Source organism: Rhizobium sp. R339, from assembly GCF_002211395.1.
Lineage (GTDB): Bacteria > Pseudomonadota > Alphaproteobacteria > Rhizobiales > Rhizobiaceae > Rhizobium.
Genome location: NZ_LOKV01000024.1, coordinates 152,521 through 174,400 on the forward strand (window position 1 = coordinate 152,521; position 21,880 = coordinate 174,400).

Consider the following 21,880-nt stretch of genomic DNA (forward strand, 5'->3'; position numbering starts at 1 on the left):
GGAAGGTCGATGCGCAAAGCCCGCAGTGTCGTCATATGGGCCGTGGTTTCGCTCTGCATGATCGTGCTGATCACGCTTCCGGTCAATTTGCAGACCCAGCTTATCACCAGCATCACGGTGGTGACCGTCATGGCGCTGATCAAGATCCTGAAAGGCGAGGGCACCTGGCGCCTGGTGGCGCTCGCCTTCGGCACGTCGATCGTGCTGCGCTATGTCTACTGGCGCACCACCAACACACTACCGCCGTTGAACCAGCCGGAAAATTTCATTCCCGGCCTGCTGCTCTATCTTGCCGAGATGTACAGCGTTGCGATGCTGGCGCTCAGCCTCTTCATCGTCGCAACACCGCTGCCGCCGCGCCCCTCGCGCGCCGCCAATCCCGGACGGCTGCCCCATGTTGATGTCTTCGTGCCGTCTTACAACGAGGATGCCGGCCTCCTCGGCAACACGCTGGCCGCCGCCAAGGCCATGGATTATCCGGCCGACAAGCTGCATGTCTGGCTGCTTGATGATGGCGGCACCTTGCAGAAGCGCAACTCCGGCAAGCTGCTCGAGGCCCAGGCGGCGGCCGCCCGCCATGCCGAACTCAAGCAGCTCTGTGAGGATCTCGACGTCAACTACCTCACGCGCGACCGCAACGAGCACGCCAAGGCCGGCAATCTCAACAACGGCATGAAGCATTCGAGCGGCGAACTCATCGCCGTCTTCGACGCGGACCATGCACCGACTCGCGATTTCCTGCTCGAGACCGTCGGCTATTTCGAAGACGATCCGAAGCTTTTCCTCGTCCAGACGCCGCACTTCTTCATCAATCCCGATCCGCTGGAGCGCAATCTGCGCACCTTCGACAAGATGCCGAGCGAGAACGAAATGTTCTACGGCATCATCCAGCGCGGCCTCGATAAATGGAACGCTGCCTTCTTCTGCGGTTCGGCCGCGGTTCTGAGCCGCAAAGCGCTCGAATCCCAGAACGGCTTTTCCGGCATCAGCATCACGGAGGATTGCGAGACCGCATTGGCGCTGCATGGCAGCGGCTGGAACAGCATCTATGTCGACAAGCCGCTGATCGCCGGCCTGCAGCCCGCCACCTTCGCGAGTTTCATCGGCCAGCGCAGCCGCTGGGCGCAGGGCATGATGCAGATCCTGCGCTTCCGGTTCCCGCTTCTGAAGCGCGGACTGTCGATCCCGCAGCGTCTTTGCTACATGTCTTCCACGCTTTTCTGGCTCTTCCCGTTCCCGCGCACGATCTTCCTGTTTGCGCCGCTCTTCTATCTGTTTTTCGATCTGGAAATCTTCACGGCCTCCGGCGGCGAGTTTCTCGCCTATACGCTGGCCTACCTGCTCGTGAATCTGATGATGCAGAACTATCTCTACGGCTCGTTCCGCTGGCCGTGGATTTCCGAGCTCTACGAATATGTGCAGACCGTTCATCTGCTGCCGGCCGTCGTCTCGGTCATGCTCAATCCGCGCAAGCCCACCTTCAAGGTGACCGCCAAGGACGAATCGATTTCCGTCAGCCGCTTGTCGGAGATCAGCCGTCCGTTCTTCGTCATCTTCGCGGTGCAGATCGTCGCGCTCGTCATCACCATCTACAAGATCTATGCCGAGCCTTATAAGGCCGATGTGACGCTCGTCGTCGGCGGCTGGAACGTCATCAACCTGATCATGGCCGGCTGCGCGCTCGGTGTCGTGTCGGAGCGCGGCGAGCGCGCTTTGTCCCGCCGCGTCCGCGTCAACCGGCGCTGCGAATTCTCCGCCAACGGCAAGTGGTACACGGCTTCGATCGAGGACGTTTCCGTCCACGGTGCAAGGCTTCATATCTTCAACAAACATCTCGACGAGATGCTGGTCGGTGCGCCCGGCGAAATCCGTTTCCGGCCCTATAGCGGCGCGGAGCTGGCAAGCTTGCCGCTGATCGTCCGCAATATCGAGCCGTCAGGCGACATCAGTAATGTCGGCTGCCAATACGTGCCGAAAAGCGCGCTCGACCATCGCCTGATCGCCGACCTGATGTTTGCCAATTCCGACCAGTGGACCCAGTTCCAGGAGTCACGCCGCCGCAATCCGGGCATCATTCGCGGCACCATCTGGTTCCTCGGCCTGTCGCTCTATCAGACGAGCCGCGGCCTGATCTATTTCTTCCGCAGCATGCGGCCGGAGAAGGAAGCCCAACAGCGGACGGCAAAGGTCAATGCCGGATGAGAACAGTCGTCGCCGCGTCGCTCCTTTTGCTCCATGCTTCCGCCTTCGCCCAGGCGCAGACGGCGCCCTTCGACATGTCCGGCGAGCGGCTGCCTGGTGCGCCAATCGCCCCGAGATTGGCGCCTGCCGCTCCCCCTGCGGCGTCGGTTCCCGTCGCGCCCGCTCCGGCTGCCGTTCCTCCACCGATCGCTACCGAGCCGCAGCCGGCGGCGTCTGCGCCCCAACCTGCCACAGCGGCAAATCCGGCTTCGCCGCCCCGCTCCGCCGATGTCCGCCGCTATGTCTTGCCGTTTTCGAAACTGGCTCTTGCCGGGGAATATGACCGCCGCTCATGGTCGGTCTATCTGACGCCGGAACAGGCGGCGGCCAAGGCAAGCTTTACCTTCGCCTACCAGAATTCGATCGTCGCCGCGCCCGAGGCGTCGGCGTTGACCATCTACCTCAACAACCGTCCGATCGGCCAGCAACGCATCAGTTCGCCGGATGGCCCGTCCGCAGTCACCTTCGAAATTCCCGCCGGTTTGCTGCAGCCAGGCGCCAACCTCGTCACCTTTGAAGCCGATCAGCGCCATCGCACCGATTGCAGCATCCAGTCCACCTATGAACTGTGGTCGAACATCGATCCGGCCGGAACCTATATGAGCTTCGCCGGCCGGGATGCCGCAGAATTATCGAGCGCAGACGCCATCCGTGCCATCGGCGTCGACAGCGCCGGCAAGACCGAATTCGACATCGTTGTCCCGGCGCTGGAACAGCCGGGAACGACCAAGCCGCTGCTGCGGCTGGCGCAGGGACTGTCGGTGCTGAGCAGCATGCCGAACCAGGTCTTCGCTTTCGGCACCGGCTCGCTTCCGGCCGCCGGGCCCGGCAAGCTGAGCGTGCTGGTCGGCACCGCGGCAGAACTGCGGCCGTTCTTTCCGAGCCTTCCGCCTGCGGCCGAAAGTGCTGCGCTCGCCGCCTTCGTTACCGATCCGCGCAGCGGCTCGCCGGTGCTGCTGATCAGCGGCCCCTCCTGGCCGGCAGTTTCCTCGGCGATCGACACCATCGTTGCCCCGACGGACAGATCCCCGGATATTCGCCGCGACGTGCTGACGACGGAACGCTGGAGCGCGCCGAATGCGCCGCTGATCTTCTCCGATACGAACATCGCTTTGTCACAGCTCGGCGTGAAGACCACCGAATTCTCGGGGCGGCGGTTCCGGACAGAGTTCAATATCGGCGTCCCGGCCGATTTCTACGCCAATGCCTATGGCGAGGCGAAGGTGCTGCTCGACGCCGCCTATACCGACAATGTGCTGCCCGGCAGCCATATCGATATCTACGTCAACGGCAACATCGCCTCTACCGTGGCGATCACGGCGACATCAGGCGGCATTCTCCGTCATCTGCCGATCCGCATGACGATGCGTCACTTCAAGCCCGGCCTCAATTCGATCGCGATCGAAGCGATCCTGATGACCAAGGACGATGCAGCCTGCACGCCGGGCGCCAATGCCGGCGCCAATCCGCGTTTTGCCCTGTTCGATACGTCGGAACTGCACATTCCCGATTTTGCCCGTGTCGGTCAGCGGCCGAACCTCGCCGCGGTCGCCGGCACAGCCTATCCCTATGGCCGCGACCTTGAGCCCGTGCCGCTCTTCATCGACCGCGTCGATCCCGATACGCTTTCGGCCGCTGCCACGCTTCTTGGCCAGATGGCGATCATGGCCGGCCATCCGATCCCGGTCGAAACCGTCGCCTCGCCGAATACGATCGGCGATCGCGATGCGATCTTTATCGGCTCGATCTCGCAAATGCCGGCGACCGTGCTGACGCAGACCAATGTCTCCACCGCCAGCCAGGCGTCGTGGCGGCCCGTTGTCGATACGCAGACTGCGGTCGTCGATACTGGCGCGGCCTTCGAACAGTGGAATTCCAAGGTCAGCGGCGGTGTGTTGCGCAGCCGGATCACCGCCTTCCGCGAATGGCTGTGGCGCAATTTCGATATTTCCCGCAGCTCGTTGCAATTCGTCCCCGGCGCCGAGGAGATTTTCACCCCGTCCAACGCCGCCACGCTTCTGGTGGCTCAGGGCTCCAGCCCTGCGGGTGGCGGCTCATGGACCGTGGTGACGGCGCCTTCGGCGAAGGATTTGCGCGAAGGGCTCGAGGCCGTGACCGAGCAGCTGAACTGGTCGCAGATATCGGGCCACATCACCACCTATTCGAGCAAGACAGGTAAGGTCGACACGGTGCCGGTCACCCGGTTCGATTTCGTGCCGTCCACGCCCTGGTCAATCGGCAACTACCGCCTGATTGCCGCCAACTGGCTGTCGACGAACATCCTGTCCTATGCCTTCCTGCTCGTCGTCTTCGTATTACTGATCGGCTTCGCTACGTCGAGCATGCTGAGAAGGCTGGGTCGGTCGAAATGAGAGGGTGGAGCAAGTTCCTGTTTGCGGCAACGGTCGCACTCGCGCCCGTGGGCTCGCCCGCCCTCGCGCAGCAGGCGATGATCAATGCAGGCGCATGGTCGGCCTATAAGGCGAAATTTCTCGATGCGTCCGGCCGCATCGTCGACAATGGCAACGGCAATATCAGCCATAGCGAAGGGCAGGGCTATGGCATGCTGCTCGCCTACCTCTCGGCAAGCCCCGCCGATTTCGAACAGATCTGGTATTTTACCCGCACGGAGCTGCTGCTGCGCGACGATGGTCTGGCCGTGTGGAAGTGGGATCCGAATGTCAAACCGCATGTCACCGACACCAACAATGCCACCGATGGAGACATGCTGATCGCCTATACGCTGGCGCTTGCCGGTACGGCATGGAAACGCAACGACTATATCCTCGCCGCCTCCCGCATGGCACAGTCGCTGCTTGCCGAGACCGTGGTGCGCACAGACGGCCGGACGCTGTTGATGCCGGGAGCGGAAGGCTTTAAAGCCGCCGATCGCGACGATGGTCCCGTCGTCAACCCGTCCTACTGGATTTACGAGGCCATTCCCGTGATGGCCGTGCTCGCTCCCTCGGATGACTGGAAAAAGCTGTCGGAAGACGGCGTGGCGCTGTTGAAGACGATGCAATTCGGTCCGCGCAAGCTTCCGGCCGAGTGGGTGAGCCTGCGCGGCCAGCCACGGCCGGCAGAGGGATTCGATGCCGAATTCGCCTATAACGCCATTCGCATACCACTCTATCTCGCGCGCGGCGGCGTGACGGACAAGGCGCTGCTGACCCGCCTGCAGCAGGGCATGTCCCCGGACGGCCTTCCGGCCACCATCGATCTGACCACCGGCCGCCCGAAGACCGTGCTGTCGGACCCCGGTTATCGAATTGTTAACGATGTTCTGGCCTGTGTAATCGATGGGACCAAGCTGCCGGCTTCGGCTCTGCAATTTGCGCCCGCGCTCTATTATCCGTCAACGCTTCAGCTGCTGGGGCTGGCCTATATTGGGGAGAAGCATCCGGAGTGTCTGTGAAGACTTCTCTCGTGGCGATTTCTGCGGCAGCCGTGGTGGCGACCCTCGTCACCGGGCTGAAGGACCGTGTCGCTTTGCAGGAAAAGTTCGGCCTTGGACCCTCGGCCAAGCCGGCGCCGGAATTGATGATGATGGGCCGGATCAAGCCGAGCGAAGCTCCGGCGGTCGATCCCGAATACGTGCAGAGTGTCACCGATAAGATCGAGGCGATTACCTCTCCGCCGCCGTCGGCACCGGCTGCACCCGAGGCGCAAACGGAAGCGCCGCAGCCGGCGGCACCGCAACCCGCTTCTCCGCAGACGACCGCAGAGCCGGCGCCGGTTCCGCCTCCCATCGTTTCGGCGCCGCCACCACCACCGCAGCAGCCCGCCGCGCAGCCTGCCGTCGATGAAAGCGCGCTGCGTTATTTTGCCAGCCGCGGCGATAAGGTGCGCCTGCAGGCCGAAATCTCTCGCCTTCAGGCGCTCTACCCGAACTGGGTTCCGCCGGCCGATCCGCTCGCCGTGCCGCAGAATGGCGACAAACAGCTTGAGACCATGTGGCGGCTTTATTCCGACGGCCGCTATGCCGAGCTGCGCAGAGCGATCGCCGACCGTCAGGCCGCGGATGCCGCATGGCAGCCGCCCGTCGATCTTCTTGAGCGGCTTGACGTTGCCGAGGCGCGTGCTCGCCTCGTCAACGCTTCGGACCTCAAGCAATATGCGACGGTGGTCGACATCGCTGCCGTCACGCCGAGCCTGCTGACCTGCAGCGAGGTCGATGTGCTCTGGCGCGTCGCCGAAGCCTTCGTCCAGACGAAGAGGGCGCAGCGCGGACAAGATGCCTATACCTATATCCTGAAGAATTGCACCGATCCCGCCGAGCGGCAGGCGACGGTCGAAAAGGCCTCGACCTTGCTGGGCTACCAGCCGATGCAGGCGCTGCTGGCGCTGGAAAAGCCGGCCGCCGGTGGCAGCAGGGAATTTGATGCGATCCGCGATAATCTTGCCCGGCGTTTTGTCGCTGAAGGCAATGAGACCCCAAACCTCGCCATCGCACCCGACTATATCACCCGCCTCGAAAAGCTCGCTGAAACCGAGGGCCTGGCCTCGGATGCACTGCTGCTCGGCTGGTATCAGCTTCGCCGCAACAACGATGCCGATGCCGAGAAGTGGTTCCGCGCCGCCCGTGCCAAGCAGGATTCGGCCGCCGCTTCGCAGGGGCTGGCGCTGGCGCTGATTGCCCGCAAGGCGCCTCAGGAAGCCGAGGATGTGATGTTCCGCTGGCGCGCCGATTCCGACGAAGCGACCGCCACTTATCTCGCCGCCACCGCCAACCTCATGGCGTTGCAGCCGCCGGCCGATCTGGCCGAAGACGTGCTGCACCGTATCGCCGCGGAGATCATCGCCCGGAAATATGCGCCGACGGCGCAGCAGTTCGGCTGGTACGCCCGCTCCCTCAATCAATTCCAGACCGCCGCGCGCTGGTTCGAGACGGCGCTCGCCTGGAAACCCGATGACGAACCCTCCGCCTATGGCCTCGTCATTACCCGCGAACAGCTGAATGACCGCAAGGCTGTGGCGGACCTCCAGCGCGCCTGGGCCGGCCGTTCGGCCCGGATCGCCAATCTCGAAGACACGGCCGCTCTGACGCCGGGTGCGGTCATGCCGCCGGAGAGGGCTACGCTCGCCCCGCAGCAGCAAGCTCCGCAGCAGCCGCCGCAGCGCCCTGCCGCCGTCGAGCCGCTTCCGGCCGAACGCGGCATCGCGCAGCAGCCGGAGCCGGAAGCGGCCGTTCGCGCGGCAAGGCCCGCAATACAGACAGTGACTGTCCGGCGCGGTCCGCGCCAGACGCGCGGCTGCTCGACGACCGTCGACGCTGCGCAGCTGAGCCCGAACGACGCGCTGTCGCGCGGCTGGTGCCTGATGGACATCAATCGTCCGATGGAGGCAATCTCCGCTTTCGAGGCGGCATTGCAGAGCCCCGTGCGTAGGGTTCGCGAGGATGCAGCCTATGGCCAGAGCCTCGCCTATCTGCGGGCCGGCCTTTCCAGCAACGCTGCTGTCGCAGCCACCAAGGCGCCGCAAAACCGCCAGCGCGCCGCCGAGCTCCAGGTGGCGATCCTCGCCGATCGCGCCCTTTCGGCCTTCGATGCCGGGCGTTATCGTGAAACCCTCATCTATCTCGATCAGCGAGCCCAACTGCAGCAGGAACGCATCGACCTGATGGTGCTGCGCGGCTATTGCTATCTCAATCTGAAAATGTACGACGATGCCGGCCGCGTCTTCCAAGCCGCTGCGGCGACCGGCAGCCGCGATGCCGCCCGCGGCCTTGCCGATTTGCGCAACGCGACCCATCCCGACGTCAACAACTGACGTTGACGTCGTGACCGCTCTCCGCTACTCGCCTGCTTGAGGGCCGTCCGTGCCTTATCACCCGCAAGGAAACGCCCGTGTCCGCTCTCCACAACATCCTCGACAGGTCTTACGACGCCTTCCTCTTCGATATGGACGGCACGCTCCTGAATTCCATTGCCGTCGTCGAACGCGTCTGGAGCGAATGGGCAAAACGCCATGGTTTCGAGCCGGAGGTCTTCTTGAAGACGATCCACGGCATCCGCGCCTCCGACGTCATCCGCGGGCTCGGTCTGCCCGATGTCGATCCGGCCCATGAAGCGGATCTGCTGCTTGCCGAGGAGATGGAAGATGTCGCCGGCATCGTCGAAATTCCCGGCGCGATCCGCTTCCTCGGCGCCATCGCCGATGGCAAATGGGCGATCGTCACCTCGGCGCCGATCGAACTCGCCAGGCGCCGCATGGCTGCTGCCGGCATTCCGATGCCGAAGGTCATCGTCAGCGGCGGAGAGGTCAAGTCAGGCAAGCCCAGCCCCGAGGGATATCTGCTCGGCGCGAGCCGCCTCGGCGTCGATCCGTCGAAATGCCTGGTCTTCGAAGATGCGGTGGCCGGCATCCTCGCCGGCGAAGCCGCCGGCGCCGACGTCGCCGTCATCACCGAAACCCACGTGACGCCCTTCGCAACGCCGCATTTTTCGATCGCCAACTACCAGGCCTTCCAGCCTCGCCAGACCGCCGAAGGCCGGCTGATGCTGACTGCGATCTGACCATCGCCGTTCAGTCCCTCCTTTTTCTGCGAAGCAGGCTTTTTCCGCTTGCATTGCACGCGCTGAAAAACTAAACGAAGCAAGCCGTTTCGGCAGGTCGGGGCGTAGCGCAGCCCGGTAGCGCACTTGACTGGGGGAACGATCCCCTTAGTCCCGGTTTCTCTTCTTTTCCAATTGGTTATCTTGATCCTCCCCGCTGCGCGTGGGACTTCTGGTGGGACTTGATGTCGCCTCCAGCGCGGCTCGTATGTCGTCATCAAGGGCATGTGCGTACTTCGCCGTGGTCGCCACATCGGAGTGACCGAGGAGGCGCTGGGCGACGCGCAGGTTCGATTTTCGGAGCACCCGGGTTGCCGCGGTGTGGCGGGTATCGTGGAAGCGGAAGTTCTGCACGCCGGCGGCCGGCACGGCGCGGCGCATGGCGCTCTTCAAGCCGGCCTCGGTGATGGGATAGCGGCGGCCGCGAACCTGCTTGAGGCTCTTCCTGGTGCGCCATGCGATGAAGGTGAACACCTTGACCGGGTGGTTGTTGCGTTGCGCCCATAGGATCTCGAAAGTCTCCTCGGACATGGGGATCGTTCGCGACTTGCCGCCCTTGCCAGTGACGGTGAAGCGGCGTGAGAAGAAATCGACATGTGGCCATTCCAGGCCGATAATCTCCATCCGGCGGCAGCCATTGAGGAAGGCGAAGCGCACGGCGGCTTCATAGCCGCGGCCGAGCTCCTCCATGATCGCATCTTCCTCGCCGACGGTGGCCTCGCGCACGCGCTCCTTCGGCTCGCGCAGCAGGTGATCGCCGAACTTCACGTCGCCGACCTGGACTTTCCAGATGTTCTTCGCCCGCAGGATGATCTCGCGGAGCGGCTGGGTGCAGGTGCGGTTGACCGTCGCTGGGCTGACGAACTTGCCTTCGTGGAACTTGCCGTCCTTGTGCTTGCGGCGGACGCGCTCGCCGCGCCGGCGGGCAACCAGGCTCGCAACGAAGGCGTCATCGATATTGCGCAGGTCCGTTGCGGCGCCGACATGGCGTTTCAGCCAGTCGAGCACCTTCAGCGTCGTCTCGTAGTTCTTATGGTGCTGGCCGATCTCGTGATACCAGCGCAGGGCGGCGATCTCGAATGTCATCGTGTCGGCCTCAAGCGAGGCCTCGGCCGCCATCAGGGCCTTGGCTGTGGCCCGTTCCCGCTCTTCGACGGCTTTTGCTTCTCGCTTTTTCGTTTCGCCAGTATCGCCAGAAAATCGACGGTGCCTGACGATGAAATCGTAGGAGTAGGTTTCCTTGCCGGGGCGCTTGTAGACGGACATGATGTCTTTGCCTGCCGTTCCTTGAATTCGTCTATGTCTGCCTGGGTGTAGCGACGGGTCGCCCGCTTGGCGCCTCGGCCGACGTTAATCCAGCGCAAGAGACCGTCATCGGTCAAGTCCCGCAGCTGGCGCTCGGAAATTCTGAGCTGCTTCGCCGCTTCCTTGGGCAAGAGAAGATTGTCAGACATGGCTGCCTCCCTTGGCGTTCATGGGCGCCTCCAGTGGTCGAAATCGGCGCGCAGGGATTTCCAACGGGCGGCGGCGGCTTCGTCGGTGTCGAGCTCGTTCAGCGACTGGACGTTGAGGATCGAGTGCATGCGGGTCTTGATGCGCTCGAAGTCGGCCGTGTCGCGCAGGTCGTGGCGCTCGATGAGGTATTGGCGGAAGGCCTGGTCGTTGCGGCACTTCATCGCGCATTCGGCGGAATAGCGCTTCGGCTTCGGCTGGCTGCCGGCTTGGTTATGGGCGAGCTCGCGATAGGCGCGGCGGCAGCGATCGAGCAGATCGATTGTTAGCGCCGTCGCATCGGCAGCGCCGACGATGAAGGTGAAGAAGGCGGCCGGCGCATCGGCGGCAAAGGTGGCGATCGGCCGCGGTTCGCCGTCGGCAGGGTCGCGCACCATGAGGCGCGTCGCCTCGCCGTCGGCCTCGGCCCACCAGTCGCGGCCGACCATCTCCAGCGAAAGCCGGAGCTGCTCAAGCTTGCGCTTTTCCGCCTCGGTTGCCATCAGGAGTCTTTCGCCTTCTTCGCTTCTGCGTCGTGCTCGTCGACCAGCGCGATGAGGTGGTCGTATCCTGACATCATCGTTTCCTTGGCAAATTTTCGGACGGCGCGGCGGGAGCGCGGGGCGGAATCAAAAGCCTGGACCGTCACGCATCCGACGGCCTCGCCGGCCATCGCCCAAAAGTCGGCCATCAGGTCTGCCGGCGCGATCGCGAACTGCTGGGTTGCTCTGTTGGTCGCTTCTACCGCAGCAGCATAAAGATACCGGCCCATGAAAAGGCGGCACTTCTCCCTTTCGGTAAGGACTGCGTCCGGGTCGTTTACCGCCATCTGCATGATGTCGAGGATTTCGCAGCCCTCGGCGAATTCGCCGTCGAGCATGGTGATGAAGTCGGCGCGCTTCATGGCTGTCCATCCCTCAGCGTGAGGTAGGCGGTGATAAGCTCGTCCCGGTTTTTAAATCCGGTGAAGCGCTCGATCTTGCTGTCTTCCATATCAGGGGTGTGTGGGTCGCCTCCGAAAATGGTGATTTCGGCAAATTGCTCGACGCCAACCAAGTTCAATCGGAAGATGTGCTTTACCGACATGACGCCTTCGCCGCTCGGAATATGGACGTTCATCTCGCCCGGCATCTCTGAGAGAGCGTCTCGAAGCTCGCTGACCTTCATTTGCTGCTGCCCTCCGTTGCACTGGCGCGATCGATGCGCTCGATTTCTGCGATGATGAGGGCTGCGGCGCGGACGAGGTCTTGACGACGATCCTTCGGCTTCCACCATGAACTGTGCCAGCTGTCCGGCCAGAGATACGGAACCTGCATGCGTTTGCCGTTGGCATGGCTTTCGTCGCTGCGAGCCTTGAGGGCGTAGGCGGCGGCAGCCTGGGCCAAGCTGCCATCGGTGTGCTGGTCGTCGTGGGCGGGCGTCCAGCCTTCCACATCGATCTGGCGTCGGCGCTCGGCCGCGACATCTAGTAGAGCCTGTGTCTGCTCCGGCTGATGCATCCCTGCCAAGACCTCAAGATGATCCAAGACTTCCTCGGCATCCGACGCCTCGAATCGTACATCGCTATTGCCGGTGGCGTGGCAGCGGAGGCGGTCGATTGCGGTGAGGGCGGCGTCCATATTGACGGACAGCGCCTCGCGGATCTCGCGCCGACGACTGATCGTCATTTCCCGCGCCGCCTGCGATGGCGCCGTCGACATGGCCTCGATCGCGATCAGCTGCAGCTTCTCCGCCTGATCCTGCTCCGGCACGCCTTCCAGCGTTTCCGGCTGCGCGATCCTGGTCATGGCGTCCCAGAGCTGGACCGCCATGGCGCGCGCTTCATCCGGCTTCATGAGATATCCTCTCGTCATTGCGGCATCTCCATCGCGTTCTGGAACATGATCGGCCGCTGGTCGCTCGGGATGCGGTGCTGGCCGCGGGCCATGGGGTGTTTGGGGGAACCGTCGAGCGTGGTGCCGAGGCAGGTGAGGTGCACCATGTGGTGGCGGGCGCGGGCGAGCAGCTTGTCTCGCGTCGCGATCATCTGCGGCGGCAGGTTTCCCCAGGCGGCGAGCGCCCGCGTGTTGCGGTGGCGGGCCATGGTGAAGGCGCTGTCGATATAGAGGTTGTTGTCCGGGCCGACCGCCTCGGCGATGTTGCCGGGCAGGTCCTTCGGGTGCGAGGCGCGGAAGGCGAAGAGGTTGACGACGCAGAGGCCGCCAAAGCCCCAGAGCGTGGCGAATGCGATCAGCCGGCGGATGGTCGGATCGTCCTTCTCGGCGTCGGCCGTCGACGGGTTGAGCATGCAGGCGACCAGCATGGGCTTCTGCTTGTCCCATGTGCGGCGCAGCTCGTAGCGATAGCGGCCGCAATCGGAGATCTCGGCGCTTCGGCGCATATCCGGCTTGAAGAGATCGAGGGTCATTTGCGCTTCTTTCCCGTGACGACAAAAACGGCGCCGCTCTGCATGTGCAGCTCGACCTCGTCGCCGCGCTCGATCCTGGTGAAGATCGCCTCGAGGTCGCTCTCGGCATTGAGCAGGAAGTTTTCCAGCGTCTGGACGCGGGCGCGCAGCTGGACGATCTCCAGCATCTCGTAGCGGTATTTCGCTCGGTTGTCGGGATGGTTGATGTTGATGTGGTCAGGCATCAGTTCGCCCTCGCACGGCGGTGTGCCGCCACCTCGGCGGCGTGGGCCGCGACCTGCATCGGCAGCTGCTCGATCGTGATCTCCAGCGCCTCGGCGTGGTTTTCCGGCAGCATCATGGTGGCGATGATCGCGGCGCAGGCGCCCGAGCATGCGGCCATGGCCTCGACCTGGGTCAACACGCCGGTGCGCACGCCGTTCGCCATCATCTCGACGATCAGGTCGCGGATCTGGATCTGGGCTTCCCTGCTCATATCAGCGATCCCCTGTTTCTGGTCTGGCGGCAGGCCGGGCAGAAATGCTGCCAGGCGCCGGCGTGGCGCTCGATCAGCCAGCGGGCGATCTTGGCGACGCGGACGGCCTTGTCGCGCGCGGCGCGCGGGTCGGCGTCCATCACCGAGTCCAGCGAGGCGGAGCAGCTGTCGCAGAAGATTTTTGCCGTGCCGGCGACGGGGTCGGATTTCAGCATGGGTCGCTCCAATTCCAGAGGCCCTGTAGCCCGCGCGCAGGAACGGGCGGCTCCAGGGCTTCGATGTCGAGCATCGGCCAGCCCCAGTTGAAGGTGCCGCCGCGATCGCTGTCGTTGCCGGCGCTCTCGCCGAACTCGCGGGCGCACTCGTCGCCCCGCTTCGGCTCGCCGACAATCACCGTGCAAAGCACGTGGGCGAGCGGAAGAAAGGTCGCTACATCGCGCTTGCTCTGCTCAAGGATCCTGTCGAGCAGCGGAATGGCGAGATCCGGCTTGAGGCAGGGCGTCGGGTGGCGGCCGGGATTGGCAAGGTTGATGCGCAGCGCCAGAACCTCGGCGCGCTTCATCGGCCGTGCTCCGGCATGGATTGCGAGGCGCTGGCCGATAAGCGATTGCGGCGCCCGCCAGCCACGAAATTCGTAGGGCTTGGCGCCGATCGCGATCAGCGACGCCCATGGTTGCCAGACGGTGAGGGCTTTCATCATCATCGCGATACGACCTCTTGCAGCGGTGCGTTGGCGATCTCCAGCAGGATATCGGCATGGCAAGGCTCGCCGGGCTTGCACCAGCAGGCGAGGTTGAAGCCGCGCAGCGCCTTGGCGATATCGACCGGCGTCGGGACGGGATAGCGATAGCGGGTGTTATGCGGCCCTGTGGCCGACACCTCGGCCTTGTGGCAGGCGATGGCGAAATCGCGCGCTTCCTGCTTCGACGAGCAGCTCTTGACGATGGTGCCGTGGGTGAAGACATCCCAGATCGAAGGCTTGGCGAAAGGATCCTTGCTGAAGGCGTAATGGTTGCCGAAGGGCGAGGTGCGGTCCACCTTGACGGCGGCAAGGCCATTGGCGGCTCGCGATGCGGCCTGCAGGTTGAAGCCCTTGGCGCGCGATAACTGTAGGCGGACGGGAACGGTCATTGAACCACTCCGACCTGCGTCAGCCGGCCCTTGCTGTCGACGATGCTGAAGGCGAAGGCATATTCCTCCTCAGACCACCAGTAAGCGTCGATATCGTGGGAGCCCGGCTTAAGCGTTTCCCCGAAGTAGCCGTTATTGACCAGCTCGGAAAGGCTCGGCTGCAGCGTATCGGTGTCGCGGTCCAGGCGGAAGCAGTTGGCCTTGGCGGGGATTTCCCGGTCGGTCTCGAACGTCCCGTCATCACGGACGATCAAGGTGAAATCGCCATAGTTTTCCATGGCGTAGAATCGGACCGTTTCACCCTCCTTTACCTCGATCGCACCGAAGTCTTGATCGGGGGAGTTCGAATCCTGATCCTCGACCGGCCTCAGATAAAATCCGATCTCATCATTGTAGCCGATGAAAGCGTTCGGATCGCCCTGCGGATCCGGAACATATTCATCCATCCAGCGGACCGGCAGCCACTTCATCTCGTCGCTCATCGACCTGGCCTCCTCTCGCCACGCTGCAGCCGTGCGGCGGCGAACATGCTGATCGGCGGCAGGCTGATGGCCATGCGGACGGTGCGGGCGCTGCCCGATTTGTCGGTCGCGGTGGCGGTGATGCCGATGACGATCTTGTCGTCGCGGATGTCGGTATCGGGGATTTCGGGAATGAGGCCGCGGCTGCGGCAGAAGCACCAGGCGCAGCCGACCGTGCGGCCGTAGTGGCGGTCGATATCGGAAAAGCTCATGCCAGCGCGGAGCAGGTTCCGCACCTCCTCGACCTGGAACGGGCGGCGCTGGCCGGGCTCCTGCGCGGCCTGCGCGAGGCCGAGGTCCGCCAGCTTCTGCTGAAGGGTGGAGCGATGCACCTGGTAGCGCTCGGCGATCTGGGCGCGGGTGAGGCCGCTTTCGATCAGCTGGCGCAAGACCTCGTCGCTCGGCAGTTTTCTCGGCTTCGTCATTCTGCTGCCTCCTTGGCGAAATGGGCGGGAAGGGGCGGATAGCCATTGTGCTCGACACAGGCGAGCTTGCGGCCGGCGCGGGACTTGGTGACGCGGAACATGCCGATCGGCTCGCGCATGCCGTCGCAGCTGGGCTTGGCCTGGCGGCCGTCAACGTCGAGCCAGATGGCGTCGTTCGTCGCCATGCTGCTGTCGTGGTGGCCGTTCTCGGCGCTGGCGACGATCCAGTTGCCCCATTGCTTGAAGAGGAAGGGGATATCGGCGTCCGCGCACTGGTCGCGCAGCGCGTAGGCCCAGTGTGGATGCATGGGGCGGCAGCCCGGGCCGCTCTCGCCGCCGGCGACCATCCAGCCAATGCGCGGAATTTCGTCGCAGGCGGTGGTCTGGTGGCAGGCGTTGCAGATGACGTCGGCATCGCCGCTGTCCGCGATCGGGCTGACGTGCTGCAGCTCGGACGAGCCGATCCAGCCGCAATGCTCGCATTTCGTCATGAAATAATGCGCGGCGATGAAGTCGTGCCCCTGCGGGCTTCTGGCGCGCCGGCCCGTCGGAAGCCAGCGCTTCCAGTCGATCGGGCCGAGCGACGGCTCGTTCGACACCCAAAGCAGGGCGGCCGGGATTTCGTGAAGGATGGGCAGGCGCTCGTCGGCGCGCTTCTGATCCTCGACCGAGACGCCGAGCCAGACGTTCCGAAGGGGCAAGTGGGGCCATATGCCCGGTGACGGAATTTCGCCCGGCAGGACGAGCTGCGCGTTGACAATCTTGTGCTGGCGCATCGGCGTCGTCAGATATTCCCGCATTCGCTCCGGACGCTTGGTCAGCACCTGGAAGATGTGCTGCGGGGCGAGCGCCATGACGGCGAAGACTTTGTCGATCCACTCGTCCGGCACGCCTTCGGCGAAGAGATCGCCATGGGCGCAGACGAAGATCATGCGCGGGCGCGTCCACTCAAGCGGCTGGGTGAGCCACTGCTCGTTGAAGCGCACCTCGCCGGTCCAGACCGGGCCGGCCTTGCTGTCGCGCGTCAGACCGGCGCGGCTCGGGTGATGCTGCAGGCGCGTGCCGGCGAGCTTCATGGCGTAGCAGTGGGTGCATCCGGGGGAGACGATGGCGCAGCCGGTGATCGGATTCCAGGTGGCGTCGGTCCATTCGATCTTGGTGCCGTCAGACATTGGCGCGCTCCGCTTCGGATCTTGCAAGCTTAAGTTTCTGGTACCGCTCGGCCGAGATCTCGCGGTGGCGCTCGCCGTAAAGTTCGTTGTAGGCGTGGTTGCGGGCCACGCGGACCCTCTCTGGAATCGGCTCTTTGCGCTTCAGCAGCGAGTGGTAAATGTTGAGTGCGCGTTTGAGGCCGCAGCGCCGATCGCGCTCGTCGCAATCGGGCAGGGTGCAGGAAAAGCAGGGGTGATGGTTAGCGGTCATTGTTCTGCCCTCGCTTCTGCGAGGCACTTTGCCCACATGTCGGACGGGATAATATCCACGTCGACATCCCGAATTAGAACCTCACGTGCGGCAGCCTCGTCGCAGTCGTTCATCATGAACACTTCGACCAGCCGCTCCTCGGCACGTTCCGGGTCATCGATCAAAAGATCCCTGATTTCCTTGCAATCCTCGCAGATCACCTCTGTCCCGATGACGATGGCTCCTTCTTCGGGACTGCATTCGGTATCGCATCGCGAGCAATGCGAGCCAAAGCCGGCGCTGATCCAGTGGTGATTTCCGATCTCCTCTACCTGAAGTCCGTCCATCCCGCTGGCGCGTTCGAGCGTGAGACTGTTGCTTTTCAGCGCATCCTCTGGTGTCTCGCCTTCTTCGAGGTCGTAATAGCCCCAGGAATTCAGCAGCTCGCGGATCGCCTCTTCACGCGTATTGGCATTGATCGGGCTCCAGTCGTACTCGCCATAATGGCCGCCGACCCACATGGTGGTCGCCGGTTGCACTTGCGCCACTGCCGCTGAAGCGGGTGCGATGGCCTTCGGTAAGGCGGGAGCGACCGCCAATATGGAGACACCTCGAAGGAATGTGCGGCGACTAAACATCGGCTCCGCCTTTCGGCGCCAGATCGCCATAGCGGTAAGTTTCGATCTCGCCGTTCGTCGGTTCGCCGGTGTTCAGATCCACGACGGGCGTGCCCTCGAGGCAGGCGGCGTGGCAGGTGCCCATTTCGATATCGGTGGCGCAGATATCGTCGGCAACGATCGGTTTGGCGCAGATGTCGCAATGGCCGTGCCCAGCATCCTCCTCGAGCATGGTCTGCCAGAGGCGGAACCCGGCGAGCTTACGATCGAAGCGAGCCTGGTCGAAATCGTCGCCGATCAGATCGCGCAGCCACTGGGTGGCGGCCAGCACGTCGGCGATCTCATCGAACAGCGCCTTGCGGTTCGGCTTGCCGGAAACCGGCTCGCTCCCGTCGAGGCCCTGGATCGTGCAGCGGAAGAGGATCGCAGCAAGTTCGCTGGCTTCCTCACCAGCCTTGCCGAGCGCCTGGTGAATGAGCGCGTCCGGTTCTGGTTTCCAGAGGGAGATGTCAGGCGGGGAGAGGTGACAAGCCTCTCCCCTGACCGTCTCTCCGGTTATGGTACGGTTTCCCGGCGACGGCTTGTTGGTCCGGCGGCGCTCGACCATTTCCGCGACGGCATTGAGATCATCACCCGTCATGCAGAAGTCCGCCGTCGGCTTGTCTGGGAAGCGAACGAGAACAATGATCTTGGCGTCCGGTTTGAAGTTTTCGAGGATGGCGTCCATGTGTTCCTGGACGTTCTCTGCGACGCGCTGGAGGAGGTCGGTCATGCGGCCGCCCTTTCGTCTGAAAAAAGCCGATCAAGGATCATGCGCGCACCGTGCTGGATGGCGGCGATCTGAAAGAAGGCGTGGTGCGAATATTCGCGAATGGAGGAGTAGTCTTCGAAGCCGAGGTCGCGGTAAACCCAACCCAGGATTTCGTCTTCAGCAAGACCGTCGAGGCGGCTCCGCAAAGCGTCTTCGAGTCCGGCCATGCCTTCGGCCGACATCAACAAGTTGGGGTCGCTGTCGAGCCCGTAATGGCCGTCTTTCAGTTCCGTCCAGGCGCGGAAGGCCCAGTAGAAACCTTCGGGCACCCGCCAACCGTCGCGTTCACACTGGCGCCACAGATTGCGGTTTTCGAGATAGGTAGGCCGCTCGACCTCCTCGAAGCGGTACTGGATTCTCGGTTGATCTTCTTTCCAGTAGCGTAGCTCCTGCTCGAACTCGTCTTTGGTCATGCCGTCGCGCTTGCGCCACTTCGGCTTTTCCTTTTCGTAAGCAGCGCACTCCTCGTCGATCGCTCTGATGGACGGTAGTGCCTCCTGCGCGATCGTCTGCCAAATGTCGTCGATCGTGGCGCCGCGCTGAAATTCGCGCTGCACGTTGGTCTTGGAGAGCAGGTAGTCGTAGTCTGAGGATTGCAGCCAGTTGCACGCTGCTTCGAGCGTCGGCATCGCGTTGTAATGCACGACTGTCAGCTCGCCGATATCACCGACGATCGTCATGTGACCGGGCGTCCAAGTCAGCGTATACGCGTAAGTGGAATTGTACTTGAACTGCGCGCCCTCGGCTGGCGGCAGGACGCGAAGGAACGGATAGGCTCCTTCCTGCCGCTTGGTCACCTTTTTGTCGACGGAATGCATGTGGAACCGGAAAGACTTTACCGGCTCCTCGACCATAACGTGGTTTGCGAGACGCTTCGCGGCATCTGCGGTCGCCGTTTCGAGACGTTCCCTATATCCGCGCGCCATCAGCCATTCCCCTTCACCCGTTTGACCTTCTTGATGATGCCGGCGTGCTGGTCGCTGGCGCGCTTTCCGGCCGCCGTGGCATCGGCGGCCGTGATGTCGAGCTTGGTGCCGTCCTCGAAGTGGACGCGGAAGAGGGTTTCAGCCGGCATGGCGCGCCTCCGGGAGGAAGCCGGCGTGGACGTTGATCGCCAGCAGCAGCAGCTCGGCGATATCGGCCACCTCGGCATCCGGGCGCTCGCCGTGCATGTCGACGACGCAGACCATGTTGCCGTCGGCATCGACGATCGTGCCGCAGCAGCTGGTGTCGTGGCGAAGCGGCATGCGGATCTTCAGCGCCGCGAAGGCGGCGGCATAGAGGCTGCTGGCGGGCGCGGGCTTTGCCGGCGCGAAGGCGATGGTTTCAGCCGTCATTATAGACGCCCTCCCTCTCGGCGATGGCCTTGGCGGCGGCGTTGCGCAGCGGCCGGTCGGCGGTGCGGCAGCCCTTGGCGTCAATGACGGCGATCAGGGCGTGGCAGAGGCTGACGACCGTCTCCTCGCTGACGAGCTCGGCGACATCGCCGCCGCGATCGAGCAGGATGACGTTGACGGCTCTCAGATCGAGGTCGGCCGCGCCCATGCTCTCCATCGCCTTGGCGACGAGCTTGTGCGCCATGGTGCAGGTTTCGATCTCGACCTGGTCGTCGAGATCGCTGACGAGGCGAAGCGCCGGGCGCGGCGCGGGGATGGGGAAGTGCAGGATCTCGGCCATGTCAGCGCCTCCCGGCCCGGCGGCGGGTGGTCGCGCGGGCGCGACCGGGGATGCCGCTGCAACCCTTGCCGACCAGCATCAGAATGCAGGCGCCGAAGCTGGCGACGACGAAGACGCCGAAGAACAGCGTGATGTAGCCGGTGACCGTCATGACGCCACCTGCAGGGCGGCGGCGAAGGTGAGGCCGAAGGACAGTGCGAGCAGCGCCGACGCCGTCAGGCGGTCCTGCATCTGCTTGCGCATCCGTGAGGCTTCCAGCAGCCGCGATTCGATATCGCGACTGCTGGACTTCGGCCGGGGGGTGCCGCGGGAGATGGCGGCGGCCGGTAGAAAGGGTGTGAAGTGGTTCATGGTCAGAACTCCCCGTCGTCATCCTGACCGCTTTCGTCAGCGGCGGAGATTGCAGGGCGCGGCTTGTAATCCACGGGGCGAACGGGGCGAGGATCGATGCCATAGGTGCGATAGGCCATATCGCGGCAGACCTCTTCGGTCGCCGGCCGGATCGCGTAGATGGCCGGCGTTCCATAGAACTCGGTTACGCTCTCGTCGTCGCTGACAGGGATATCGACCCGCAGCATCTTGCCGCCGGCGATCTCCACTTCCTTGGCGTAGCCGGGGCGCTTGCGGTGGCCCATCAGCTCGACGATCGCCCAACTTTCGAAAACCTCGGATGTCATGAAGCCCTCCGTTCATCCGTTTCGGGATCCGCTCCGTTCCTGGTCGGAGCGGGAGCCGAAACCGGATCTCAGGCGGCCTCGGCGAGCTTGACCTGCTCGGCGACCCACGGCGCATTGCGCGCCTGGCTTTCGAGGCTGATGCCGGCGGCCAGCAGGGTCTTTTCGGTCTGGGAACCGCGCTCCTGATAGAGGCGCAGCATCTCCTGGCGGTCGCGGCGGTCAGCGGCGGTGACTTCAGCGGTCTTCATGACGATCTCCTTGATCCTCCCGGCTCCTCGGCGGCCCGCCGCCGGCCGCAAGAGTGCGGACCGGCGACGTCTCTTGCGCGCCATGCTCCGGTGAGGGAGGAGGATCACCGGACGAGATGGAAATTAAATCTACATTCTGAAATCGTCAATAGGGAGATAGAAATAAAATCTATACCGCTGATTCGACTCGACTCCTGCTGCAATCTTTGGATTAATGGGAACTAAAGGAGAACAGCATGCAACTCACGGTCGGCGAGATATCACGAGTTTTTGACCTGCAAATCAGGTGCGAAAACTGCATGCGCGAGAGCGAGCGGCGCATCGCAGTGCCGGATATCGACGATGCGCCCGACAGCGTGGACGAGCTGATCGAAAGCAATTTTCTCGCAAACCTGCGCTTCTGCTGCCCCCGATGCGAGAGCGCGATAGGCCGCCTGGTCGGCGCCTGGCGCCGGCGCGGCTAGAACGGAAGGTCGTTGACGATCCTGCGGACGAGGCCGATCACGTGGACGATTGTTCCTTCGTCGGCGGTATGGTCACGGGGGACAATGATCGGCTTGTTCTTGGGGTTGGTCGATCGCGGATGGAACTCGGTTCGGTCCTGATACAGCTCGATCTGCTTGACGGACCATTCCCGGGTCTGGCCTCCGTCGCGGCTTCTCTCGACGACGACGACCATTCCATCCCGCAAGGGCGCTTCATGAGCGATATCTTCATAGGCGACGCAGACGACCCTGTCGCCCGGCAGGATGGGGCGCGGGCGGAGATCGTTCATGGAATCGCCGGAGACGTCGAAAGCCATCAGGCGGGCGCTGGGAAAGCGATCGTCGGCAGGAAGAGACAGGAGTTCTCGTTCGGACTGGTCCATGTCGTCAACTTCGCGGAACGTGCCCGCTTCCACCTTTCCGACAACGGCGACCGGCAAGAGCCTTCCTTCGACCGGGGCGGCTTCGACGTCGCTGAGCTCCAGGCCGTCGCGCAGCCACAGGACGGATTTGCCGATCGCCGTCGCCAGCTTCTGCATCTCTTCGCCGCGCGGCTGCTCAATCTTGCCGTTCAGATATTTGTTTATGTTTGCATAGGGAATACCCGCGCGCCGTGCAAGTTCCGCACCGCTCCATCCGAGCTCCTGCCGTCGGGTATCTAATCTTTTCCACCAAGTCATAAAGCGCATATTAAATCCGGAATTTTTTTCTGGTGTAGA

Annotated in this window: 32 protein-coding genes; 6 read left to right on the forward strand and 26 right to left on the reverse strand. The window is 63.5% G+C overall.

Going from position 1 to position 21,880, the window contains the following annotated elements:
- The first annotated feature begins 9 nt into the window (after positions 1–9).
- The 5 genes from bcsA to ATY76_RS23525 all read left to right on the forward strand — a co-directional run bounded on the left by bcsA (position 10) and on the right by ATY76_RS23525 (position 8,756).
- Entirely contained in the window at positions 10–2,202 is a 2,193-nt protein-coding gene (bcsA, locus tag ATY76_RS23505; protein ID WP_088677117.1) for a UDP-forming cellulose synthase catalytic subunit, read from the forward strand.
- Complete coding sequence (locus ATY76_RS23510; protein WP_088677118.1) at positions 2,199–4,613, forward strand: cellulose biosynthesis cyclic di-GMP-binding regulatory protein BcsB; 2,415 nt, start codon at positions 2,199–2,201, stop codon at positions 4,611–4,613. Before bcsA ends, ATY76_RS23510 begins: the two co-directional genes overlap by 4 nt.
- Positions 4,610–5,656 (forward strand): glycosyl hydrolase family 8, encoded by a 1,047-nt coding sequence (locus ATY76_RS23515; protein ID WP_088677119.1) that lies wholly within the window; start codon positions 4,610–4,612, stop codon positions 5,654–5,656. The genes ATY76_RS23510 and ATY76_RS23515 overlap by 4 nt, the downstream gene beginning before the upstream one ends.
- Positions 5,653–8,010: a cellulose synthase gene (locus tag ATY76_RS23520; RefSeq protein WP_088677120.1), complete on the forward strand. Its 2,358-nt coding sequence runs from the start codon at positions 5,653–5,655 to the stop codon at positions 8,008–8,010. Before ATY76_RS23515 ends, ATY76_RS23520 begins: the two co-directional genes overlap by 4 nt.
- A 77-nt stretch (positions 8,011–8,087) precedes the next feature.
- Positions 8,088–8,756 carry an HAD family hydrolase gene (locus ATY76_RS23525; protein ID WP_088677121.1) on the forward strand — a complete coding sequence of 223 codons (669 nt, stop codon included), beginning with the start codon at positions 8,088–8,090 and terminating at the stop codon, positions 8,754–8,756.
- Between the two features lie 147 nt (positions 8,757–8,903).
- Here the strand turns inward: ATY76_RS23525 and ATY76_RS23530 are convergent, their stop codons facing one another.
- The 25 genes from ATY76_RS23530 to ATY76_RS23640 all read right to left on the reverse strand — a co-directional run bounded on the left by ATY76_RS23530 (position 8,904) and on the right by ATY76_RS23640 (position 20,676).
- Entirely contained in the window at positions 8,904–10,061 is a 1,158-nt protein-coding gene (locus tag ATY76_RS23530; protein ID WP_088677122.1) for a site-specific integrase, read from the reverse strand.
- 206 nt (positions 10,062–10,267) lie between these two features.
- The gene (locus ATY76_RS23535) at positions 10,268–10,789 is read right to left on the reverse strand and encodes a hypothetical protein (RefSeq protein WP_088677123.1); all 522 of its coding nucleotides are present in this window, start codon (positions 10,787–10,789) and stop codon (positions 10,268–10,270) included.
- Positions 10,789–11,190, reverse strand: coding sequence for a hypothetical protein (locus ATY76_RS23540; protein ID WP_088677124.1), 402 nt, complete (start codon positions 11,188–11,190; stop codon positions 10,789–10,791). Before ATY76_RS23540 ends, ATY76_RS23535 begins: the two co-directional genes overlap by 1 nt.
- Positions 11,187–11,453, reverse strand: a complete 267-nt coding sequence (locus ATY76_RS23545) for a hypothetical protein (RefSeq protein ID WP_088677125.1) — start codon at positions 11,451–11,453, stop codon at positions 11,187–11,189. Before ATY76_RS23545 ends, ATY76_RS23540 begins: the two co-directional genes overlap by 4 nt.
- Positions 11,450–12,121, reverse strand: coding sequence for a hypothetical protein (locus tag ATY76_RS23550; RefSeq protein ID WP_141105039.1), 672 nt, complete (start codon positions 12,119–12,121; stop codon positions 11,450–11,452). The genes ATY76_RS23545 and ATY76_RS23550 overlap by 4 nt, the downstream gene beginning before the upstream one ends.
- A 14-nt stretch (positions 12,122–12,135) precedes the next feature.
- On the reverse strand, positions 12,136–12,693 hold the full coding sequence (locus ATY76_RS23555; RefSeq protein WP_190233719.1) for a DUF1643 domain-containing protein: 558 nt from the start codon (positions 12,691–12,693) through the stop codon (positions 12,136–12,138).
- Positions 12,690–12,917, reverse strand: coding sequence for a hypothetical protein (locus ATY76_RS23560; RefSeq protein WP_088677127.1), 228 nt, complete (start codon positions 12,915–12,917; stop codon positions 12,690–12,692). The genes ATY76_RS23555 and ATY76_RS23560 overlap by 4 nt, the downstream gene beginning before the upstream one ends.
- A complete protein-coding gene (locus ATY76_RS23565; RefSeq protein WP_088677128.1) occupies positions 12,917–13,168 on the reverse strand; it encodes a hypothetical protein in 252 nt (83 codons plus the stop codon). Before ATY76_RS23565 ends, ATY76_RS23560 begins: the two co-directional genes overlap by 1 nt.
- Positions 13,165–13,383, reverse strand: a complete 219-nt coding sequence (locus tag ATY76_RS23570) for a hypothetical protein (protein ID WP_088677129.1) — start codon at positions 13,381–13,383, stop codon at positions 13,165–13,167. Before ATY76_RS23570 ends, ATY76_RS23565 begins: the two co-directional genes overlap by 4 nt.
- Positions 13,377–13,871 (reverse strand): hypothetical protein, encoded by a 495-nt coding sequence (locus ATY76_RS23575; protein WP_088677130.1) that lies wholly within the window; start codon positions 13,869–13,871, stop codon positions 13,377–13,379. The genes ATY76_RS23570 and ATY76_RS23575 overlap by 7 nt, the downstream gene beginning before the upstream one ends.
- Positions 13,868–14,299 (reverse strand): DUF4326 domain-containing protein, encoded by a 432-nt coding sequence (locus tag ATY76_RS23580; protein ID WP_088677131.1) that lies wholly within the window; start codon positions 14,297–14,299, stop codon positions 13,868–13,870. Before ATY76_RS23580 ends, ATY76_RS23575 begins: the two co-directional genes overlap by 4 nt.
- Positions 14,296–14,781 (reverse strand): hypothetical protein, encoded by a 486-nt coding sequence (locus ATY76_RS23585; protein WP_088677132.1) that lies wholly within the window; start codon positions 14,779–14,781, stop codon positions 14,296–14,298. Before ATY76_RS23585 ends, ATY76_RS23580 begins: the two co-directional genes overlap by 4 nt.
- Positions 14,778–15,245 (reverse strand): helix-turn-helix domain-containing protein, encoded by a 468-nt coding sequence (locus ATY76_RS23590; RefSeq protein WP_088677133.1) that lies wholly within the window; start codon positions 15,243–15,245, stop codon positions 14,778–14,780. The genes ATY76_RS23585 and ATY76_RS23590 overlap by 4 nt, the downstream gene beginning before the upstream one ends.
- Positions 15,242–16,417, reverse strand: a complete 1,176-nt coding sequence (locus ATY76_RS23595; protein ID WP_088677134.1) for a phage Gp37/Gp68 family protein — start codon at positions 16,415–16,417, stop codon at positions 15,242–15,244. The genes ATY76_RS23590 and ATY76_RS23595 overlap by 4 nt, the downstream gene beginning before the upstream one ends.
- Positions 16,410–16,667, reverse strand: coding sequence for a hypothetical protein (locus ATY76_RS23600; protein ID WP_088677135.1), 258 nt, complete (start codon positions 16,665–16,667; stop codon positions 16,410–16,412). The genes ATY76_RS23595 and ATY76_RS23600 overlap by 8 nt, the downstream gene beginning before the upstream one ends.
- Positions 16,664–17,284, reverse strand: a complete 621-nt coding sequence (locus tag ATY76_RS23605) for a hypothetical protein (RefSeq protein ID WP_141105040.1) — start codon at positions 17,282–17,284, stop codon at positions 16,664–16,666. The genes ATY76_RS23600 and ATY76_RS23605 overlap by 4 nt, the downstream gene beginning before the upstream one ends.
- Positions 17,277–18,035, reverse strand: coding sequence for a hypothetical protein (locus ATY76_RS34295; protein ID WP_245310043.1), 759 nt, complete (start codon positions 18,033–18,035; stop codon positions 17,277–17,279). The genes ATY76_RS23605 and ATY76_RS34295 overlap by 8 nt, the downstream gene beginning before the upstream one ends.
- Positions 18,032–18,928: a hypothetical protein gene (locus ATY76_RS23615; RefSeq protein WP_141105041.1), complete on the reverse strand. Its 897-nt coding sequence runs from the start codon at positions 18,926–18,928 to the stop codon at positions 18,032–18,034. The genes ATY76_RS34295 and ATY76_RS23615 overlap by 4 nt, the downstream gene beginning before the upstream one ends.
- Positions 18,929–18,999: 71 nt before the next feature.
- Positions 19,000–19,149 carry a hypothetical protein gene (locus ATY76_RS33800; RefSeq protein ID WP_190233720.1) on the reverse strand — a complete coding sequence of 50 codons (150 nt, stop codon included), beginning with the start codon at positions 19,147–19,149 and terminating at the stop codon, positions 19,000–19,002.
- A complete protein-coding gene (locus ATY76_RS23620; protein ID WP_088677138.1) occupies positions 19,139–19,411 on the reverse strand; it encodes a hypothetical protein in 273 nt (90 codons plus the stop codon). The genes ATY76_RS33800 and ATY76_RS23620 overlap by 11 nt, the downstream gene beginning before the upstream one ends.
- Positions 19,401–19,751, reverse strand: coding sequence for a hypothetical protein (locus ATY76_RS23625; protein WP_088677139.1), 351 nt, complete (start codon positions 19,749–19,751; stop codon positions 19,401–19,403). The genes ATY76_RS23620 and ATY76_RS23625 overlap by 11 nt, the downstream gene beginning before the upstream one ends.
- Position 19,752: 1 nt before the next feature.
- On the reverse strand, positions 19,753–19,902 hold the full coding sequence (locus ATY76_RS33805) for a hypothetical protein (RefSeq protein ID WP_190233721.1): 150 nt from the start codon (positions 19,900–19,902) through the stop codon (positions 19,753–19,755).
- Positions 19,899–20,102, reverse strand: a complete 204-nt coding sequence (locus tag ATY76_RS23630) for a hypothetical protein (protein ID WP_088677140.1) — start codon at positions 20,100–20,102, stop codon at positions 19,899–19,901. Before ATY76_RS23630 ends, ATY76_RS33805 begins: the two co-directional genes overlap by 4 nt.
- A gap of 2 nt (positions 20,103–20,104) precedes the next feature.
- Positions 20,105–20,428: an acetyltransferase gene (locus tag ATY76_RS23635; protein WP_088677141.1), complete on the reverse strand. Its 324-nt coding sequence runs from the start codon at positions 20,426–20,428 to the stop codon at positions 20,105–20,107.
- A 68-nt stretch (positions 20,429–20,496) separates the two neighbouring features.
- Entirely contained in the window at positions 20,497–20,676 is a 180-nt protein-coding gene (locus tag ATY76_RS23640) for a hypothetical protein (protein ID WP_088677142.1), read from the reverse strand.
- A 236-nt stretch (positions 20,677–20,912) separates the two neighbouring features.
- Here ATY76_RS23640 and ATY76_RS23645 point away from each other — a divergent pair, with 236 nt between their 5' ends.
- Positions 20,913–21,140 (forward strand): hypothetical protein, encoded by a 228-nt coding sequence (locus ATY76_RS23645; RefSeq protein WP_088677143.1) that lies wholly within the window; start codon positions 20,913–20,915, stop codon positions 21,138–21,140.
- On the opposite strand, the gene ATY76_RS23650 is transcribed toward ATY76_RS23645, so the two are convergent.
- Positions 21,137–21,850, reverse strand: a complete 714-nt coding sequence (locus ATY76_RS23650) for a LexA family transcriptional regulator (protein ID WP_348627528.1) — start codon at positions 21,848–21,850, stop codon at positions 21,137–21,139. The two genes, ATY76_RS23645 and ATY76_RS23650, sit on opposite strands and share 4 nt — an antisense overlap.
- Between the last annotated feature and the right edge of the window lie 30 nt (positions 21,851–21,880).

What these genes read in the sequence shown, in the direction of transcription:
- bcsA (WP_088677117.1), top strand. Translation starts at nt 10, where the DNA reads ATGCGCAAAGCCCGCAGTGTCGTCATATGGGCCGTGGTTTCGCTCTGC.
- ATY76_RS23510 (WP_088677118.1), top strand. Translation starts at nt 2,199, where the DNA reads ATGAGAACAGTCGTCGCCGCGTCGCTCCTTTTGCTCCATGCTTCCGCC.
- ATY76_RS23515 (WP_088677119.1), top strand. Translation starts at nt 4,610, where the DNA reads ATGAGAGGGTGGAGCAAGTTCCTGTTTGCGGCAACGGTCGCACTCGCG.
- ATY76_RS23530 (WP_088677122.1), bottom strand. Translation starts at nt 10,061, where the DNA reads ATGTCCGTCTACAAGCGCCCCGGCAAGGAAACCTACTCCTACGATTTC.
- ATY76_RS23535 (WP_088677123.1), bottom strand. Translation starts at nt 10,789, where the DNA reads ATGGCAACCGAGGCGGAAAAGCGCAAGCTTGAGCAGCTCCGGCTTTCG.
- ATY76_RS23540 (WP_088677124.1), bottom strand. Translation starts at nt 11,190, where the DNA reads ATGAAGCGCGCCGACTTCATCACCATGCTCGACGGCGAATTCGCCGAG.
- ATY76_RS23545 (WP_088677125.1), bottom strand. Translation starts at nt 11,453, where the DNA reads ATGAAGGTCAGCGAGCTTCGAGACGCTCTCTCAGAGATGCCGGGCGAG.
- ATY76_RS23550 (WP_141105039.1), bottom strand. Translation starts at nt 12,121, where the DNA reads ATGAAGCCGGATGAAGCGCGCGCCATGGCGGTCCAGCTCTGGGACGCC.
- ATY76_RS23555 (WP_190233719.1), bottom strand. Translation starts at nt 12,693, where the DNA reads ATGACCCTCGATCTCTTCAAGCCGGATATGCGCCGAAGCGCCGAGATC.
- ATY76_RS23560 (WP_088677127.1), bottom strand. Translation starts at nt 12,917, where the DNA reads ATGCCTGACCACATCAACATCAACCATCCCGACAACCGAGCGAAATAC.
- ATY76_RS23565 (WP_088677128.1), bottom strand. Translation starts at nt 13,168, where the DNA reads ATGAGCAGGGAAGCCCAGATCCAGATCCGCGACCTGATCGTCGAGATG.
- ATY76_RS23570 (WP_088677129.1), bottom strand. Translation starts at nt 13,383, where the DNA reads ATGCTGAAATCCGACCCCGTCGCCGGCACGGCAAAAATCTTCTGCGAC.
- ATY76_RS23575 (WP_088677130.1), bottom strand. Translation starts at nt 13,871, where the DNA reads ATGATGATGAAAGCCCTCACCGTCTGGCAACCATGGGCGTCGCTGATC.
- ATY76_RS23580 (WP_088677131.1), bottom strand. Translation starts at nt 14,299, where the DNA reads ATGACCGTTCCCGTCCGCCTACAGTTATCGCGCGCCAAGGGCTTCAAC.
- ATY76_RS23585 (WP_088677132.1), bottom strand. Translation starts at nt 14,781, where the DNA reads ATGAGCGACGAGATGAAGTGGCTGCCGGTCCGCTGGATGGATGAATAT.
- ATY76_RS23590 (WP_088677133.1), bottom strand. Translation starts at nt 15,245, where the DNA reads ATGACGAAGCCGAGAAAACTGCCGAGCGACGAGGTCTTGCGCCAGCTG.
- ATY76_RS23595 (WP_088677134.1), bottom strand. Translation starts at nt 16,417, where the DNA reads ATGTCTGACGGCACCAAGATCGAATGGACCGACGCCACCTGGAATCCG.
- ATY76_RS23600 (WP_088677135.1), bottom strand. Translation starts at nt 16,667, where the DNA reads ATGACCGCTAACCATCACCCCTGCTTTTCCTGCACCCTGCCCGATTGC.
- ATY76_RS23605 (WP_141105040.1), bottom strand. Translation starts at nt 17,284, where the DNA reads ATGTTTAGTCGCCGCACATTCCTTCGAGGTGTCTCCATATTGGCGGTC.
- ATY76_RS34295 (WP_245310043.1), bottom strand. Translation starts at nt 18,035, where the DNA reads ATGACCGACCTCCTCCAGCGCGTCGCAGAGAACGTCCAGGAACACATG.
- ATY76_RS23615 (WP_141105041.1), bottom strand. Translation starts at nt 18,928, where the DNA reads ATGGTCGAGGAGCCGGTAAAGTCTTTCCGGTTCCACATGCATTCCGTC.
- ATY76_RS33800 (WP_190233720.1), bottom strand. Translation starts at nt 19,149, where the DNA reads ATGCCGGCTGAAACCCTCTTCCGCGTCCACTTCGAGGACGGCACCAAG.
- ATY76_RS23620 (WP_088677138.1), bottom strand. Translation starts at nt 19,411, where the DNA reads ATGACGGCTGAAACCATCGCCTTCGCGCCGGCAAAGCCCGCGCCCGCC.
- ATY76_RS23625 (WP_088677139.1), bottom strand. Translation starts at nt 19,751, where the DNA reads ATGGCCGAGATCCTGCACTTCCCCATCCCCGCGCCGCGCCCGGCGCTT.
- ATY76_RS33805 (WP_190233721.1), bottom strand. Translation starts at nt 19,902, where the DNA reads ATGACGGTCACCGGCTACATCACGCTGTTCTTCGGCGTCTTCGTCGTC.
- ATY76_RS23630 (WP_088677140.1), bottom strand. Translation starts at nt 20,102, where the DNA reads ATGAACCACTTCACACCCTTTCTACCGGCCGCCGCCATCTCCCGCGGC.
- ATY76_RS23635 (WP_088677141.1), bottom strand. Translation starts at nt 20,428, where the DNA reads ATGACATCCGAGGTTTTCGAAAGTTGGGCGATCGTCGAGCTGATGGGC.
- ATY76_RS23640 (WP_088677142.1), bottom strand. Translation starts at nt 20,676, where the DNA reads ATGAAGACCGCTGAAGTCACCGCCGCTGACCGCCGCGACCGCCAGGAG.
- ATY76_RS23645 (WP_088677143.1), top strand. Translation starts at nt 20,913, where the DNA reads ATGCAACTCACGGTCGGCGAGATATCACGAGTTTTTGACCTGCAAATC.
- ATY76_RS23650 (WP_348627528.1), bottom strand. Translation starts at nt 21,850, where the DNA reads ATGCGCTTTATGACTTGGTGGAAAAGATTAGATACCCGACGGCAGGAG.